Below are 16,938 nucleotides of genomic sequence, written 5' to 3'. Positions count from 1 at the left end.
TTAACACAATCAACAACTAACTTATTCATGTTCCAGCATATCTAAATTGATGGAACTAATTCCCCAATTAGCAGTTTCATTCACGATCATTTCAACCGCATAATAACCAATATCGCCCTTTTCGAGCACAATGGAACCGACTAATGATTCCTTACTCTCAAATAGAAGTCCATCCAATTCATTGAGATGAAAATCCTCTTGTTGCCAATCCACAACATAAGCTTCCAGCGTTTGTGGATTTTCCTCTGGAGTATAAAGATGCCACATCGTTACTGGATCTTCATTGGCATTCGCGAAATAATACATGGCAAAAATAACAAAGGGATGCACATCTTTTAACACCGTCGGGTCATGGTTTGATGAGTAGAGATTATACGTTTCCTCAACTAACTCCTCAAAAGATGAATCGGGGAAAGTGACAATATCAAAACCTTGATCAGCTTGTAAAATTCCATTCATTTTAAATGAATGAAGATTTCCCGCTTTAGCCAATCCCATTGCATAATTCAAATGATAGTAGGTAAAACGACTTTGCGTTTCGGAATTTGTCCATCCACTCGCTTCCATTTCACGAATGATGTTTCTCATAATATGGGCTGACGGGGACTTCTCTCCACCTGTAGCGATTTTCTTCCATGCAGACCTTATCTCTTCTTTTTATTTTTCCGTCGGAGCCAAATATCCGATCCGCTTTAGAGTCGTCGATCAATACATAAAATAATGTAGAATAATAATCTCTTAGCGACTGATAGGGCAATTCAACTTCGACGTCCGCCAACAATGTCCTTTCTATTTCTAGTAGATTGTCAACGGCTTCTTCATAAGCACTAACTAACCTCGGTTGAGAGATATAGGTTGAAGATTCTAACAGCGCTATATAACCAGCAAGATCCTCGTGTATTGAAGCTTTAATCTTGCTACTTAGCTCATTCCTTGCGAAAGAAGGAACCAATGCCGCCCATTCTGAAACAGAATCAATGTACAAATTTTGTTTCTCCATACTGTTTAGCGCATTTTGTAATTCTTCAGGATACGTTTCTTTCTTTTCAAGAAATTTTTCGATTTGAAATAGCCCTTCATCCAATGCCTCTTCAATAAGCTGTTGGTGCTCATAAATAGATGCCACGTAGGATTGCTGAATGTCAAAAACCTGTTTTACATACTTACTAATAAATTCCGTACTCTTATCTTTATCATCTGTTAATGGATTTTTAACAAGTTGTTCAACCATTTCAGCTGGTAACTCCATCGAGCTTATAATTGCGGCATATTCGTTATTAATTGTTTTTTTGTTAGTTTCTCCATTTTCTTCTACCTCTTGGAGCATCGTTTCGAAATCCTCCCGCGCTTGTTTTCCGTACGCGGTAAAGTAGTAATAGTTCTGCTGGTCTTCTTCAGTGCTTTCTTTCAATCCTAATTGTGCATAACGACTCTCTATTTCTTCTTCAAAAGATGCTTTTAATTGCTCGATATATTTTTCTGTAGCTATTTTTTGATGCTCTTCATCTGTAAAGACTGGAACGATTACAAGAGCAGCTAAAGTCAGTATCCCAACAACCCAGGAAATCAGTACCTTTTTCGAAATCGGTTGTTTCTTTATATCTCGTTCTCTTATCTCTTCTGTCGGTGTCGCAAAAACTTGATCTTTTCGAAATGAAGAACTGATTCTTTCATACGATTTTTGCAGAAACTCCAGCCTTTTATCAAGATGCGAGTTAGCAATTTCAATAATAAGTTGTTGGATTGCTTGTCTGATAGCCTCTCTAACAGCCTCTTCAGAAATCTCCAAAATCGTTGCAATTTCCGCCTCACTCATATTATGAAATTGTGAAAGGATTAGAGACACTTTCGCTTTTTCTTCTAGTTTATTAATCTTTTTATGCAATTGCTGATCCTCTTCAAACGGCAAAATAGTTTCTTTCTCGGAATCAATCTGTTGTGTATGCGCAAGCTTATCTAGTGCAATTTTATAAATCGATAGCTTTCCTTCATCCATCTTTTTTTCACCATTATAAATTTCACGGAATATTTCCACCGTCAATTGTGTAGCTTGTTCTGATGAACAACCATTTTGAAATGCGAAACGTTCGATTTGATGTGCATATAGGTCCATCCATTCTTCAAATAAAACAATGTCTTCCTTCAACTCAGTTCCCCCTAACACAACAGATTCCATCTCTTCCCAGTATACCAAACCGAACAACGATATTCATGGTTCCCCCTCACCCTCTTGCTTCTGTAGATGATACGAAACTTTTGCCTAAATTGTTTCACTTGTTTCTGCGGTAGGGTGAATCAAGTGAAGCCTCCAGTGAATGTCGCAAAAATGAAAAGATTCCGTGCTTATCTACTACCGGAATAACCCTTTAGCATTCAAGTTAATTCATGTACAATTAATAAGTTCTTATATACGAAAGAGTGGTTATTTTATGAAACAACGTGATCAATGGACGTCCAAAATAGGCTTCGTTCTTGCTGCCGCTGGTAGCGCAATCGGACTTGGCGCCATTTGGAAGTTCCCTTATATGGTGGGAACAAATGGCGGTAGTGTATTTGTCCTGCTATTCATTATTTGTACAATTGCGATTGGGCTGCCAATTTTGCTTGCCGAGTTCGTCATCGGGCGAAGAGGCCAGGCCGATGTCGTTACTTCTCTAAAAAAACTGGCTCCTGGGCGCATGTGGTATTTATTCGGCTGGATGGGACTCGCTGTGTCCTTTATTCTGTTATCGTTTTACAGTGTCGTTGGTGGATGGATTCTGTCTTACTTAGCACGTGCCTTGACCTTCCGACTTGATGTGGCTGATCATAGTGAATACTTCAATGCTATCATTTCCAACCCACTGGAAGTGTTACTCGCTCAAGCTGTCTTTATGGGGCTGACGATTTGGATTGTGCAAAGTGGAGTTCAAGCTGGTATTGAACGGGCAAGCAGATGGATGATGCCGTTGCTATTTATCTTTTTCATCGTCCTTGCGATTCGTTCATTGACATTGGATGGGGCCATGGAAGGTGTTCGTTTCTTATTTGTACCAGATTGGTCTTATTTCACAGGAACAACACTGCTGCTGGCACTCGGTCAAGCGTTCTTCTCCTTGAGTGTTGGCGTCACCGCGATGATGACGTATGCCTCCTATTTGCCGAAGGAAGAACAGTTAGGCCAATCCGCTGTCAACGTTTCGATTTTAAATATTGTTATTTCTTTATTAGCAGGGTTAGTCATTTTCCCTGCGGTGTTCGCTCTTGGACAATCGCCTGCTGAAGGACCTGGACTAATTTTCGTCATCCTGCCTGCGATTTTCAGCCAAATTCCATTTGGAAATATGTTCATGATTCTATTCTTCATTTTAATGCTTTTTGCAACACTTACTTCATCCATCGCAATGTTGGAAATTGTAGTGTCAACGGGTATTCGCCAGAAGCATGATCGTAGAAGGCGTGCTGCTTGGGTATTTGGGATTCTGATTTTCATCGTCGGTATACCAAGTGCATTGTCATTTGGCGTACTGTCTGATGTACAAATTTTTGGCGGATCTATTTTCGATTTTGCTGATACACTGACGAGTAAGATTGGGATGCCGCTCGGCGCACTTTGTGTGTCGTTGTTCGCAGGATTTGTCTTAACAAAAGCACAAACAGACGATGAATTACGCATGCATCCTGTCATGAACACAATATGGAAATTTCTCGTTAGCTATATAGCACCTGCTGCGATTGTGATTATTTTCATTACTTGGATTATCGAATTGCAGTCTTAAGGAAAGAAACCCCATGGATTCCGATATCCATGGGGTTTTTCATTATCATAGTTTAAATTTCTGCACTAAACCATTCAGCGCTTCGGCTAATTGTGCAAGTTGCTCTGAGCTACCTGCTACTTCTTCCATTGAACTACTCGTTTGTTGGGAGGATGCGGAAGTCTGTTCCACACCAGCAGCCGCTTCTTCAGTAATGGCTGCAATTTCCTCAATCGATCCGCCCATCTCTTGGCTGTTCGCCGCTAAGTCAGATAAATTCTCAGAAACTGTCTGAATATGCTCTGCCATCACTGTTACTGCATTATTAATGCCCGTGAATGTCTCATTTGTCAATTGAATCTGCTCTGTTCCTTTTTCTACTTCTTCATAGCCATCTTGTAGCGATTCTGCGACAGAACTGGACTCGTGTTGAATACTTCCTACAATGTTTGTGATATCTGTGACGGAGATGGAAACTTGTTCAGCCAGTTTTTTCACTTCTTCCGCGACAACTGCAAATCCTTTTCCATGTTCACCAGCTCTAGCCGCTTCAATTGCCGCATTTAAAGCCAACAAATTCGTTTGATCGGCGATATCCTTAATGACCACAACTAGTTTGGAGATTTCTTGGGTCTGCGTATCTAATCCTTGAATTTTCTGAACGGCTTCATGCACGATGTGATCAATCTTAACCATTTGCTCATTAGATGAGTCCATTAAACGGCTACCTTCCGAAGTCATCTTCAGAACCTCTTCAGACGCTCGTTGAATATTTTCTCCTTTTTCATTTGCTTCGTCAACTTTGATTGTGAATGATTCCATCACCCCGGACAAGTCACTTGCATGACTCGCTTGCGCTTCCGATCCGGCAGCCAATTCATACATCGTCGTCGCGATTTGATAAGTGGCCGCCTTCACCTCAGTTGCGGACTGTATCAATTCTTCACTTTGACTCGTTACAGTTTCGGAGACGCTATTGATTTCATTCAATAACTGACGGTTATTGCCACTCATTTCGTTTGTCGCACGGACAAGTTGTCCCACTTCGTCCTTAGAGTGAGTTTCGAGGGGTTCTCCACTTAAATCGCCTTGCGCTATCCGATTCATTCGATCCATTACCACTTTTATCGGTTTAGTAATCGTATTAGCACTCTGAAGAGCAACGACCACGCTGAAGAGGATCACGAAGATAGTGACGATGATTACGATACGGAATGTTGCTTCTCCATCGGCGATAATCATCTGCCCAATCTCATTGATAGCTGTTTCACTTTCTTCAGCCATTTGTTCATACCCCTCCATAATCTCACGAACCATAGGGGCAGATGCATCCAAATTTCGAAGAGCCAGCTCTTTGTTCCCTTTATCATATTCGTCAAAGACGTCCGTATCGATGCTAGTTCTCCAAAACACAGTTTTCTCGATAAGCTGTTCGAATTCTTCAGTAGCACGAATCCCCCTTACTACACCTTCATAGTGCTTCCCTTGTTCAGTGTATTCGTTAAAGCGATCCCTGAAGTCACCACCGAATAATACATATCCACGAGCAGTCGATATTCGATTTGCCATGGATAATGCCATCTGTTCGTTCGCAATTAACAGCGGAAGCTCACTCTCTAAAATACTTCTCGTTTCTTTATTACTCTTCATAATTACAGAAATATTATAAACGCCTAATAAGATGACTGCAAAAATAACGAGTGAAAATGTAAATAATAACTTGCCTTTTATACTTTTAAAATTTAAAAATTTCTTCATACTTTTCCTCCAACTTTTTTCCTAAGCAAAAATCGTTTTCGTTTGCCCGGTTAATCCAAATTTAACAATTAACTCTTCTGCTAATACCGGCTTGCTAAAAAAATATCCTTGCCCCTCATTGCAATTATGCTGCTTTAAAAACCGCAGATGCTCTTCAGTCTCTATTCCTTCAGCAATCACGCGTATATTCAGATTATGAGCTAACGTAATAATCATTTTCACGATTTCCCTATCTTTCGAACTATGCAATAGATCATTTACAAATGTTCTATCGATTTTTATAATGTCTACAGGGAATTCTTTTAAATAGGTCAACGTATTATAGCCCGTCCCGAAATCATCAAGACTTATTAGTATTCCAAGTTCTTTCAATTGCTTCAGCATACGAATCGCTTTAGGCATATTGATCGTTATTCCCTCAGTAATTTCAAGTTCTAGATAGCGTGGGGAAAGACCTGTTTCCGTTAATACTTCAGAAACAATCTTGAAGAGGTCCTGTTCGAGTAGTTGACGAGGAGAAAGATTAACGGACATAATAACTGGAGAAAAACCATCGTCTTGCCATTTCTTATTCTGTTTACAAGCATTGTATAATACCCATTTTCCAATTCGATTAATTTCACCCGTTTTCTCAGCTAAAGGTATAAAATCATCTGGCGCAATACGCCCGATTCGAGGATGCTGCCATCTGATTAAAGCTTCAACACCTACCACTTTCTCAGTTTCCAAGTTTACCTTTGGTTGAAAATGTAAGAAAAATTCATTACGCTCAATTGCTTTCGACAAATCCGTTTTAAGCATTTCAAAATGATTCATAACTTCCCTCCCAATACACTCAATTACCTCCCCTTATTATGAACAATTCATCACTAATCGACAATCACCAATAGTTCTTATTATTCATTAACTCCCACATCTTATAAGACTTGAGTATAGGAACTACATCCTACTCAAGTCTTATAGTCCAAAAAAACCTGCAATGATATGCAGGTTCTCACTGTATTGTGCTATATCCCATCTGATATATTTTAGCAATTGCCTGAGAACGGTCTGAAACGTCTAATTTACTCAGGATATGCGTCATATGATTTTTAACTGTATGTTCACTAATGTGAAGGAGCTGAGCAATTTCCTTATTGCTACAACCTTGAACTACGTGGTTCAGAACTTCTTTTTCCCTCGTCGATAATTTCAGGCTAAGAAATATTTCATCATATATTTCTGTTGCTTTAAATTGCCTTTGATTCACTTTGTCATCGAGCACAATTTCCTTCACTTTTATTTCTCTTTGATTAATGAATAAAGTAAATCGTTCCCGTATACTTTCATTTTTAATTTTCAACTTAGCAATTGATTTAATCGAGTGATTATTGGAATGGTAGGCCCGAATGATTGCCATGAACTCTGCTAGTAAATGCCCATCACTTTCCCCATTAAGTACATTCTCAATTTTCCCTAATAGTAGAAACAACTCCTGATTGTCTATTATACTTTCCACTAAAATACGGTCAATAACAGAAAACAGGCTTAGTCTTTCAATTAGAATCGAATCACTAATACCAACTTCCTGTGCAAATTCTAATGATGTTTCTTTTATACTTTCCGCCAATTCATATTTTTCGGGTTCGTAACTTTGCAGAAGCTTTCGTAGCAATTCCATAACATTCAACTCATTATGGAACCTATCCCCAGCTCTAAGGAAATGGATTGCTATTCCGCCTGCAATAGCTAAATTGGTAATAACCGTATCATACTTTTCTACCTCTGTTTCTGGACTAATACCAATAAAAAGTGATCCATATACATAATCATCAAAAATGAGTGGGAATTCCATGATACTGATTCCACATGGCGTTTCACTCATCAAAGGCTTCCTCCATTTTTTCACCACAAAAGTTTGCGTAAAAAATTTCTGTGCTGCTTCATGAAGATAGTTATAAACAACTTCGTCTAAAGCTCCCTTCGATAATAGCTTCGCCTTCTTTTCAGTTAAATCACTTCTATAAACAATTGAAGTAAAGGTTCCTCGTGTGAAATTCAGACTAATATCAATCAATATTAGTAAAACCTTTTCTAGATCCTTTACTGTCATTAGCACCTTAATAATCTCTTCAAAGGTAGCGATTTCCATTGACTGATTTTTAATTTTGTCAATTAAGCCCTGCGTGTTTAAGTGATTCATCATAAGAGAGGCACTGGTAGATAGTTTGTCAAAAATAGATATTTCATCAATTTCTTGCTCAGCACTTCCTCCAAATAACAATCCGATTACTTGATTCCCCTGTAAGAGTGGGAAACAAAATAGGCTCTTCACTTTCATATTCAATTTAGTAAATAACCATAGCCGTGCGTCATTTTCAATATTCACGTAAAACTGGGGTTGTCTTGTAGCAATTGAATACCCCAACAAACCTTCTCCAATCGAAAATGTATAACCTATCAAAATGTCAGAGTATTCGCCGATGTTTGTTCCAACCTCATATAGATCACCTGTTGAGTGGAGGGCAAGTGCTATAAAATCGACATCGTTAAAAGTACTTGCTGTATGTAAAATTGATTCAACTGTCGAAGTTCCGTTATTAATCGAAGTTAGTTGTTCCGACACAAGACTCAAAAATTGTTGTGAGTTATTATATTCTTCACGTTGTGCTACATAAGAGGCAATAACTTCCGTCATATTTTTTATATGCTCAACTTTATTGGATATTTCATTTTCTAAGAGCACCTCGAATTCAACGACTTCCTTGGATAAATAAGTATTCATTTTAAAATAACTATCAATCATTTCATTTGTCATCTCGTCAATAATATACCCTGAAATAATAAAATACTTCTCTCTCTTTTTCAGAAATACTGGTGATATAATTACCTTACTTCCCAACTCGGTGTCAAGTAACGTTGTTTGATTAATTGAATGTAAAGGCTGAATAAAGATTTTGAGGTTTTCTTTTGTAATGTATTTCTTATATAATTCTTTCGTTCGTTGATTCCCCCATGATATTTTGGTAAGAAATTCTCCTTCCGAGTTACAAATAATAATTGCTAACCCAGTCCAGCTTGCATATGAATCCTGCAATCTTTGTATGTATAGTAAATCCTCTTTCATACTTCATACCACATTCTTTTTTTCTTACACTTTTTCATCATTTTTATCCCCTTTGGTCAATCTCCAGCGATTTTCACAACAAAATTATTCAAATAGGCTTACTCATATATTAGCACTAATCTGATAAAACAGTAGCAATTGGCGCTTCCCATTACGACCAGTTTTTAACAAAAAAAGAAAAATAACCGCATCCCTTATTTTTTCGGGATGCGGTCATTTTTTTCAGACGATACATTTCGCCTCATATTTAATTGCTAATAACTTATAAGAAATTTTCATGCATTTTTCAATTGGAATCCACAGCTTATAGGAGTGCTCGTAGATTTCACGAATACGTTTAGCAAGGTCTGTCGGGTGATCGAGACGATGCAATTCTGAGACGACGTCAACAATTTCGAGTTCATATGCTTTAGCTCCTGCTTCAAACGGATCCCATTGTTCTAGAAGCGCAATAGCCTTTTTATTCATGTCAATTGTTTCCACGATAAGCCACCTTATTTTTCTTTAGTCTTATTTATGATAGCATAGTAGAGAAAAAAGGAAAGTAGGGATACTCATGAGCATATTTGAAAAAGTCATCGAACGGCGGGAAACCCGCTCTGTTAAATGGGACATGATGGAGACGATTTATGGCATTGAAGACGCTTCCGACATTTTACCAATGTGGGTTGCTGATATGGATTTTGCCGCACCAGAAGTAGTTGTCAATGCGATGAAAGAACGACTGGATCATCGTGTATTTGGCTATTCCTATATTTGTGAGGACTGTAAGGATGCAATCCGTTCCTGGCTAGTCGAACGTCACGGATGGGAAACAAAAAACGACTGGATGCTATTCCATCATGGCGTTGTTCCAGCGATTGCCTCCATTATCGAAACATTTACGGCAGCAGGCGATGGCATCCTTGTCACTTCTCCCGTCTACCCGCCATTTTTTCAAATTCCCGAACGCCAACAACGAAATATTGTTGAATGTATCATGCGTGAGGAAAATGGAGTCTATTCCATCGACTTTGAGGAATTTGAAAAATGCTTACAGCAAAATGTGAAACTGTTCATCTTGTGTAATCCGCATAACCCCGGAGGTATCGTTTGGCAAGAAGATGAGCTAAAAGAAATGCTGAGATTATGCACAAAATATGATGTCCTAATTTTAGCCGATGAAATTCATGCTGATCTTGTATTCCCAGGCAATACACATATTCCACTTGTCACACTTGCGGGTGAAGAAGCTGGACGTATTATCACTTGTGTTGCTCCCACAAAGACATTTAACATAGCTGGTGTTCAAGCAGCGATCATGATTGCAACAGATGAAGCTGTACGAGAGAAACTATCGTTGAATGCGATGGCACACGGCCAAATGGGCTTGAGTCCTTTTGCAGCTGCCGCACTGAGTGCAGCCTACAAAGAAGGTGGTCCTTGGCTTAACGAATTACTTGAAGTAATCTCTAGCAACATGGACTATGTCATTCACCAGCTACCTTCAGCAATCCCCGGCTTAAAAATTGCAAAGCCACATGGTACTTATCTACTCTGGATTGACTATCGGGGTACAGGGTTAACTGAAGATGAAATGATGGATAGATTGTTGAATAAAGGGAAACTTGCACTCGAACCTGGGACAAAATATGGCGAAGCAGGACGCGGTTTCCTACGTATGAATGTAGCGACGCCACTTTCACTTGTAGAAGAAGGCGTTAAACGGTTTATAGCTGCGATGAATGACTAATTCGAAAGTCTCGATTCGCTAATAACCAGTCTTCCAGCGCCAATATCTGCTGTACTATCGCCAATATCACACTCATAAGCACCAATAAAAAGAAAAACAGCACCTCAATGTTGAGAGTGCTGTTTTTCTTGTGCTTCGCGGCGTTCACGTAAAATACGTTCTTCTAATTCTTTTGTTTCAAGCTCCTGCTTCTTCGAATTGTTTCGAATCCAACGTAAAGCAAAATACATCAGAATCATGAAGAATAGAAATGAAAATGCTGCCGGAATATATTCTGTTTTATCTTCTGGAAAGTAAAGGAACGGCATTAATAATACGTTCACTTGCTACACTTCCTTACGCTAGTCATTTCACATGGCTAAAATTATTTTTGAAGGATTTCGATTGACTCGATAACAACGTCTTCAACAGGCTTATCTTGAGCGCCTTTTTTCACGTCAGCAATTTTGTTGACAACGTCCATGCCTTCGATGACTTGTCCAAATACCGTATGCTTTTGGTCAAGATGTGGCGTGCCGCCTGTTTCTTCGTATGCTTTCGCAATTTCTGCTGGCCAGCCGCCTTCTTCCATTTGCTTAGCTGTTCCAGGTGCTTGTGATGCTTGAACGATGAAAAACTGGCTTCCGTTTGTTCCAGGACCCGCGTTCGCCATTGACAATGCGCCGTTTAGGTTGAATAGATCCATTGTGAACTCATCTTCAAACGTATCGCCATAGATGCTTGCTCCGCCCATTCCAGTACCGGTTGGGTCTCCACCTTGAATCATGAAATCTTTAATAACGCGGTGGAAAATGATGCCATCGTAATAGCCATTTTCAGCGTGTGTTAAAAAGTTTTCGACTGTTTTTGGAGCTTGTTCTGGGAAAAGCTTGATTTTAATCGGACCGAGTGTCGTGTTCATGACGACAAGCGCCTCGTTTGCTGCTACTTCTTTTGATAATTGTGGGTACATAATTGTTGCCTCCTCTTGATCTTTTATATTATTTTCTTCGGCTGGCACTTGGTCAGCAGGTTTTTCTTTCTCCAACACTTGCTCTTTATCAGCAGCTGTTCCGCAAGCGGTTAACAGGATAATGACAAGGATTGATAGTAGAGAGAAATAATACTTTTTCATTTCATATTCACCCCGAACTAGTTTACCATATCGAAACAACTTTTTCGACGAATAAGCATGATACTTCCTTCGCCTCTCGAACTGTTTTATACTAATAGAAGTGTGCACGATGCGGAAAGAAGGTTTTTACATGAACGTGCAAAAACGAAACTTTATTATTATTTTAATTTCCAACTTCCTCGTTGCAGGCACGATGACGATGATTATGCCTTTCCTTTCTCTCTATATCGAAACGTTTGGCGATCATTCTGATGCTTACGTCCAAAAATGGTCGGGTCTGATTTTTGGTGCCTCCTTTGTGACGGCTTTTATCATGTCACCGATTTGGGGACGCGTCGCTGACAAATATGGCTTCAAACCGATTTTACTCATTAACGGCTTTGGGATTGCAACTTCCGTCTTTTTAATGGGCTTTGTCGATTCAGTAGAAATGTTTTTCCTTTTACGCTTACTCAATGGCGTCGTCACAGGATTCATCCCCACTTCCTTGGCCTTCGTGTCCTCACAAACGGCTAAAGAAGAAGCAGGTAAAATGCTCGGTACTTTACAAATGGGCAGTGTGACAGGAACTTTGTTTGGTCCCGCTTTAGGCGGATTACTCGCAGATACGTTTGGATTTCAATACACCTTTATCATCACTTCGGTTTCTGTCGTAGTAGCAGCGATCATCGTACTTTTCGGCATTCAGGAGCAACGGCGTGCGAAAAGTGACCGGACGAATCGCTATTCTCGCAAAGCCATTTTAAGTGGACTGCTGCACCATCGACTCATGCTAAATGTGATGGTTGTAACTGCCCTCATTCAAATTGGTAACTTCAGCATCCAACCGCTATTGTCACTTTATGTTGCACAATTATCAGATGCCAAGGATGTCGCCTTCCTCGCGGGTATTACCTTTAGTGCAGCTGGCTTAGGCAATCTATTATTCGCCCGCCATTGGGGTAAACTTGGAGATGATATCGGTTACGAAAAGGTCTTATCTCTATTACTATTGTTATCCTTTCTCTTCATTATCCCACAAGCATTTGTTACGGAGTTATGGCAACTCATCATTTGCCGACTACTCTTCGGAATTGCAATTGGGGGAATGATTCCGATTACAACTGCACTTGTTAGGCGAGAAGCGCCTGTGGATATCCAAGGCGAGGTTATGGGGTATAACACGAGCTTCCGCTTTCTAGGCAATATTATCGGTCCCATGTTCGGTGGGATTGTTAGTGGTTTTATCGGCATCTCGTCTGTTTTTCTTGTAACAGGTGTATTATTCCTTGTCGGCTTTGCCTTTCTTTATGTTGCGAAAAGAAAACCGGTTCAAGATTTTGAGGATTTTCTTGCGCTAAAAGAACAACAAACTTAAAATTATGCTATTCTTTTGTCAGTACTTATTTTTGAATGGAGGTCCGATGTTGAAACGGTTCATCGGCATAGTCATTATTCTTTTATGCATCCCCATTTTAGTCATCGTCCAAGAAGCAATTGCTGTTGAATTAACAACGGCTAACACGTTTAATGAGCAAATGACTCGTTCCATCGAGCTATCGACACCGTCCGTCAATGTACCTGTTGCAATGAAAGATCGCAATGGAGTTATTTTTGCAGAGGAGTACGTAGAATGGCGCACTCCCCTTGCACTTGACTCCATTCCTACTTTCGTACGTCAATTGTTCCTTGAAAGTGAGGATAAGAGTTTCTTCGATCACCGTGGCTATGATGTAGCGGCCATCGTACGAGCGTTTGCTGTCAACACGGCAACAGACGATTTGCAACAAGGAGCTTCGACGATCACGCAGCAGGTCGTGCGTATGCGTTTTTTATCGACAGAAAAAACGTATGAACGTAAGCTAACAGAGCTTTTTTATGCGACGGAGCTGGAGAAACAAACGACAAAAGAGGCTATTTTAGAAATGTATTTGAATGAAATGTACTTCGGCAATCAAGTTTATGGTATTGGTGCGGCTGCTACCTATTATTTTAGCAAGCCCATCTATGAGTTGAATGAAGCACAGCAAGCGTTCATCGCGGCGATTCCAAACAATCCTTCGTTGTATGATCCATTAGTCCATTTCGATCAAACGAAAAAAAGGCAGGAACGTTTGTTAAACATCCTCGCAAAAAACGGTGTTATCACTATTGAGGAAGCTGAAACATATACAAGTATGCCCATTACACTACAGCTAAAAAAGAAAGTAAATAATTTCCCAGCGTACAGCACATATGTCCTTTCAGAGCTGTCGGACCTCATTGCCCAGTCGGAAGGCTTGGCAGATCAAATTGCTGAAGCAACAGATGAATCCGATAAGCTAGCTCTTGAGGCACAAGTTCAGCAACGAACAGCGGAAGTACTCGCAACAGGTCTTGTCATTGAAACCGCACTCGATCCCCGTAAGCAACAACAAGACGAACAGGCAGTTACTGCCTTATTAAAACCTGAAGGATTGCAGGCTGGTGCCGCCGTTATTGATAATGAAACCCGGGAAATCATTAGTCTATTTGCTGGAAAAAACTATAAAAAAGCAGATTTCCACCGTGCCTTTCAAGCAGTTCGACAACCTGGCTCTGCCATCAAACCCATTTTGGTCTATGCCCCTTATTTTGAAAGCGGACCCTACACAGCGAATAGCCGAGTCAATAGTGGTAGCGTTTGTATCGGCTCCTACTGCCCGACCAATGTCGGTGGATATGTATATGGGACAACAACTGTGAAAGAAGCTTTTCGGCATAGCCATAATACGGCAGCTGTCCGATTATTGCAGACTGTTGGTATTGACAAGGCATTTTCCTTTATCGAACCTTTTCACTTTAAATCGATTGTACAACAGGATCATAGCTATGCAGCTGCACTTGGAGGCTTTTCTAAAGGGATGACACCACTTGAGCTTGTGGGGGCTTACACGGGATTCATCGACGGGATGTATACTCCTGTCCGTGCGATTCGTACAGTGAAGGATAGTGAGGGGAAGCTTTTATATGAATGGGCAGATCAGAAAATAGAGATATGGTCGCCGACTACAATTTCAATAATGCGGAGCCTACTATCGGATGTTGTGACTAATGGAACCGGACGCGGAATTCCGTATACAACTTCGTATACAGGAGCAAAAACAGGTACCACAGACTATTATAAAGATTTATGGGTAGGTGGCCTAAACGAACACTACACAACAGCTGTCTGGGTAGGCTATGACAAGCCACAGCCAATGAAGTCTTTGAGTGACCAGAAAATCCATTTACAGCTTTTTTCAGCACTACTTCGAGACTAGCCTTGCGACGGAGGCTAGTCTTTTTTTAACTCAACGAAGACATCCGCAAGCGACGAAGCATGTTTATGGAAATCTCTTTGCCTGTCCTATCAAAGATGGACTTTTTCAGTGGCCTCATTAAAATAAGTGAGCGTTTTGTCTTTCATACTTTGTTGTGTTTCTTTCATTACGAATCTAACTCTTTTTCTTGACAAAGTAAATAATCTACAACTTGTCCACCTACACCTTGTTCCTTCATTTTAGTCAACATTTCGAATGGCAAATCCCATGTATCAACATTTAATATTGATTGAATGTATCGTTTGAGTTCATTTTTTTCAACATCATTATTTAAAAAAATCGATTCAATTCCAAGTCTTCTAATTAAATCATTGTGATGTTGAGTAATCTTAACATTTTTTAAGTATTCAGACGTAATTAAAAATAATAGATCTATTTTACTTATTTGATCTGCTGTTAATTGAGTTGTGACTATAAAATTATAATATGGAAATTCATCATTTGTAACTTTACATATTGAAAGTCTTATTATATGTTCCTTAAGTGTTGTGATATTATTAATCAACTCGTCTATCTTCTTATCTTGTTCTTTTATTAATTCTAGTAACGTCCCATAGTTCGACAATTTAAAAACCTCCTCATGTTTTTTAAAAATCAGATAGAAAAAGTATTTTCTACTTTTTCTATCTGATTTGTTAATCTGCTATAATACTAAAAAGCTTACAACTGCAGAAACGTTTTCAGCAATATCAAGAGCAGCTGCTGGTGGAACTTTAACTGCTATTAAACCTTCATAAAGAATGCCTCTTATCGTTGCCTGAGTATATACAGTAAGTTCATCCAATTTGGCAATTGCTTTATCTATACCTTGATTAACTTTGGTCGTATTATCTCTTAAATATTTAATAGATTTTGCACCCATTTTATCTTCAATCAAACCTAAAATCCAGTCTCCACCCTTTATTGCACCTTTAATTGTATATAAGGCACCTTTGATAATTTGACCTTTCGCAGCTGTTGCTTCCATTTCATCATCTATTTTCACAAGATCTTCTAGTTCTCCGGAGTTTGAAATTTCTTTTTCATTATTTATTTTTACTTCTTTACTCAACGGTTCAAAACTGGCTGCTTGACTAATTCCAGGGGCATAGAGCGAAAACAGAAAAGTAAAAGCTACTAATCCAATAAAAAACTTCTTCATCAATGATTACCACCTTCATCATTTAATTTAATTACCACAAAACAAACATATGTTACATTAAAAGGAGCTACCTTTTAATGTATATAAGTTGTGCAACTTAATAAACTCAACTTTAGAACCTGGAAAAAGCGCTTCAACCAAAATGATTCTAAGGTGAACCTAGTGTTCCTTCCCGTCCTTATCGCACGTAAAGGACGAAGTTAAATCCCTACTACATTACAGCAGCTGCTCACAAATAACTTTAACACAAGCCCCAAAACTTCACACCGCAAATTTCCCGCAATTTTAGTTGCGGGTTCTATCATTTTTTCTCAAATAGAAGTAAGATTTCAATACAGTATCTTGAAATCACTAAAAGAGTTTTAAGGTCTTTCATATGGCTAGTTTTTTTCATGCTAAAAACGGCAAACTCGCAATTACACCGTTATAAAGCTTGAGTAAAATATAGACAATTGTAGTAATGAGCACGCTCCAAATAATCATTTCAAAAGCAATCAGCCCAACAGTTCTACTAACCGTCATGAACTTGCTCAACTTATAAACAACATAGACGAAGTAAATGAATGTCGTTAGCAGAAATATAGCCGACAGCACCTCTATCGAACTAATTCCCCCTGCTGATACGAGCGAACCAAAAAAGTAAATGACGTTGCCGCCCCTCGCTTCGCTATATGACTCTCCTTTTACATCCTTTGAAAAGAATAACATTGCCGTTTCGTGAATCGTTCCTGCGATTAATTTCAACGCTGAAAAGACCATGAAAAATAGCAGTGCATAGATAACTAGCAGGAAAATACGGAGCTGTATATCCGTTAAAAATTCGCGCATCCCTGCATACAAACCAATTTCTTTAAACAACTCTACTGATATACCGACCGTATAGACACCAAACGTCAAACTAAACAACACAATTGTCACGAATGGCAAATAGCCAAATATGTATGGATTTTTCATAAGACACCTCGATAATTTCAAGTACGCCCCGACGTAATTGCGTCGGGATTTTGAATCTGCAAATGTATTTGTAGAT

Annotated in this window: 15 protein-coding genes; 4 read left to right on the top strand and 11 right to left on the bottom strand. The window is 39.3% G+C overall.

What is annotated here, in order from left to right; genetic code table 11:
- Window positions 1–21: 21 nt before the first annotated feature.
- Together N1I80_RS05580 and N1I80_RS05575 are read right to left on the bottom strand one after the other, a co-directional pair.
- Entirely contained in the window at window positions 22–588 is a 567-nt protein-coding gene (locus tag N1I80_RS05580) for a hypothetical protein (RefSeq protein WP_340736935.1), read from the bottom strand.
- The gene (locus tag N1I80_RS05575; RefSeq protein WP_340736934.1) at window positions 569–2,203 is read right to left on the bottom strand and encodes an RNA polymerase sigma factor; all 1,635 of its coding nucleotides are present in this window, start codon (window positions 2,201–2,203) and stop codon (window positions 569–571) included. Before N1I80_RS05575 ends, N1I80_RS05580 begins: the two co-directional genes overlap by 20 nt.
- Window positions 2,204–2,429: 226 nt before the next feature.
- Here N1I80_RS05575 and N1I80_RS05570 point away from each other — a divergent pair, with 226 nt between their 5' ends.
- Entirely contained in the window at window positions 2,430–3,758 is a 1,329-nt protein-coding gene (locus N1I80_RS05570) for a sodium-dependent transporter (RefSeq protein ID WP_340736933.1), read from the top strand.
- 45 nt (window positions 3,759–3,803) lie between these two features.
- On the opposite strand, the gene N1I80_RS05565 is transcribed toward N1I80_RS05570, so the two are convergent.
- The 4 genes from N1I80_RS05565 to N1I80_RS05550 all read right to left on the bottom strand — a co-directional run bounded on the left by N1I80_RS05565 (window position 3,804) and on the right by N1I80_RS05550 (window position 9,084).
- Window positions 3,804–5,495, bottom strand: a complete 1,692-nt coding sequence (locus N1I80_RS05565; protein WP_340736932.1) for a methyl-accepting chemotaxis protein — start codon at window positions 5,493–5,495, stop codon at window positions 3,804–3,806.
- Between the two features lie 21 nt (window positions 5,496–5,516).
- Window positions 5,517–6,311 carry a putative bifunctional diguanylate cyclase/phosphodiesterase gene (locus N1I80_RS05560; RefSeq protein ID WP_340736931.1) on the bottom strand — a complete coding sequence of 265 codons (795 nt, stop codon included), beginning with the start codon at window positions 6,309–6,311 and terminating at the stop codon, window positions 5,517–5,519.
- A gap of 178 nt (window positions 6,312–6,489) precedes the next feature.
- Entirely contained in the window at window positions 6,490–8,601 is a 2,112-nt protein-coding gene (locus N1I80_RS05555) for a LuxR C-terminal-related transcriptional regulator (RefSeq protein WP_340736930.1), read from the bottom strand.
- 222 nt (window positions 8,602–8,823) lie between these two features.
- A complete protein-coding gene (locus N1I80_RS05550; RefSeq protein ID WP_340736929.1) occupies window positions 8,824–9,084 on the bottom strand; it encodes a DUF1871 family protein in 261 nt (86 codons plus the stop codon).
- Between the two features lie 73 nt (window positions 9,085–9,157).
- On the opposite strand from N1I80_RS05550, the gene N1I80_RS05545 reads away from it, so the two are divergent.
- Complete coding sequence (locus N1I80_RS05545; RefSeq protein WP_340736928.1) at window positions 9,158–10,333, top strand: MalY/PatB family protein; 1,176 nt, start codon at window positions 9,158–9,160, stop codon at window positions 10,331–10,333.
- 104 nt (window positions 10,334–10,437) lie between these two features.
- Here the strand turns inward: N1I80_RS05545 and N1I80_RS05540 are convergent, their stop codons facing one another.
- Both N1I80_RS05540 and N1I80_RS05535 read right to left on the bottom strand, forming a co-directional pair.
- A complete protein-coding gene (locus N1I80_RS05540) occupies window positions 10,438–10,641 on the bottom strand; it encodes a hypothetical protein (protein ID WP_445683694.1) in 204 nt (67 codons plus the stop codon).
- A 56-nt stretch (window positions 10,642–10,697) separates the two neighbouring features.
- Window positions 10,698–11,285, bottom strand: coding sequence for a peptidylprolyl isomerase (locus N1I80_RS05535; protein ID WP_445683693.1), 588 nt, complete (start codon window positions 11,283–11,285; stop codon window positions 10,698–10,700).
- Window positions 11,286–11,577: 292 nt separating this feature from the next.
- Here N1I80_RS05535 and N1I80_RS05530 point away from each other — a divergent pair, with 292 nt between their 5' ends.
- Both N1I80_RS05530 and N1I80_RS05525 read left to right on the top strand, forming a co-directional pair.
- Window positions 11,578–12,804, top strand: coding sequence for an MFS transporter (locus tag N1I80_RS05530; RefSeq protein WP_340736925.1), 1,227 nt, complete (start codon window positions 11,578–11,580; stop codon window positions 12,802–12,804).
- 49 nt (window positions 12,805–12,853) lie between these two features.
- A complete protein-coding gene (locus N1I80_RS05525; protein ID WP_340736924.1) occupies window positions 12,854–14,707 on the top strand; it encodes a transglycosylase domain-containing protein in 1,854 nt (617 codons plus the stop codon).
- A 166-nt stretch (window positions 14,708–14,873) separates the two neighbouring features.
- Here the strand turns inward: N1I80_RS05525 and N1I80_RS05520 are convergent, their stop codons facing one another.
- The 3 genes from N1I80_RS05520 to N1I80_RS05510 form a co-directional block, all read right to left on the bottom strand.
- Window positions 14,874–15,332 (bottom strand): hypothetical protein, encoded by a 459-nt coding sequence (locus N1I80_RS05520; RefSeq protein ID WP_340736923.1) that lies wholly within the window; start codon window positions 15,330–15,332, stop codon window positions 14,874–14,876.
- Between the two features lie 78 nt (window positions 15,333–15,410).
- Entirely contained in the window at window positions 15,411–15,908 is a 498-nt protein-coding gene (locus N1I80_RS05515; RefSeq protein WP_340736922.1) for a hypothetical protein, read from the bottom strand.
- Window positions 15,909–16,298: 390 nt separating this feature from the next.
- Window positions 16,299–16,862 (bottom strand): YufK family protein, encoded by a 564-nt coding sequence (locus N1I80_RS05510; RefSeq protein ID WP_340736921.1) that lies wholly within the window; start codon window positions 16,860–16,862, stop codon window positions 16,299–16,301.
- Window positions 16,863–16,938: the final 76 nt, after the last annotated feature.

Origin of the sequence: Sporosarcina sp. FSL K6-3457, from assembly GCF_038007285.1 — a bacterium.
GTDB lineage: Bacteria > Bacillota > Bacilli > Bacillales_A > Planococcaceae > Sporosarcina.
The sequence above is the reverse complement of the archived record's forward strand: the minus strand, read 5'-3'. Positions and strand labels throughout refer to the sequence as shown.

Coding starts and splice junctions, on each gene's coding strand:
- N1I80_RS05580 (WP_340736935.1), bottom strand. CDS start 588: ATGAGAAACATCATTCGTGAAATGGAAGCGAGTGGATGGACAAATTCC.
- N1I80_RS05570 (WP_340736933.1), top strand. CDS start 2,430: ATGAAACAACGTGATCAATGGACGTCCAAAATAGGCTTCGTTCTTGCT.
- N1I80_RS05565 (WP_340736932.1), bottom strand. CDS start 5,495: ATGAAGAAATTTTTAAATTTTAAAAGTATAAAAGGCAAGTTATTATTT.
- N1I80_RS05560 (WP_340736931.1), bottom strand. CDS start 6,311: ATGAATCATTTTGAAATGCTTAAAACGGATTTGTCGAAAGCAATTGAG.
- N1I80_RS05555 (WP_340736930.1), bottom strand. CDS start 8,601: ATGAAAGAGGATTTACTATACATACAAAGATTGCAGGATTCATATGCA.
- N1I80_RS05545 (WP_340736928.1), top strand. CDS start 9,158: ATGAGCATATTTGAAAAAGTCATCGAACGGCGGGAAACCCGCTCTGTT.
- N1I80_RS05540 (WP_445683694.1), bottom strand. CDS start 10,641: ATGCCGTTCCTTTACTTTCCAGAAGATAAAACAGAATATATTCCGGCA.
- N1I80_RS05535 (WP_445683693.1), bottom strand. CDS start 11,285: ATGTACCCACAATTATCAAAAGAAGTAGCAGCAAACGAGGCGCTTGTC.
- N1I80_RS05530 (WP_340736925.1), top strand. CDS start 11,578: ATGAACGTGCAAAAACGAAACTTTATTATTATTTTAATTTCCAACTTC.
- N1I80_RS05515 (WP_340736922.1), bottom strand. CDS start 15,908: ATGAAGAAGTTTTTTATTGGATTAGTAGCTTTTACTTTTCTGTTTTCG.
- N1I80_RS05510 (WP_340736921.1), bottom strand. CDS start 16,862: ATGAAAAATCCATACATATTTGGCTATTTGCCATTCGTGACAATTGTG.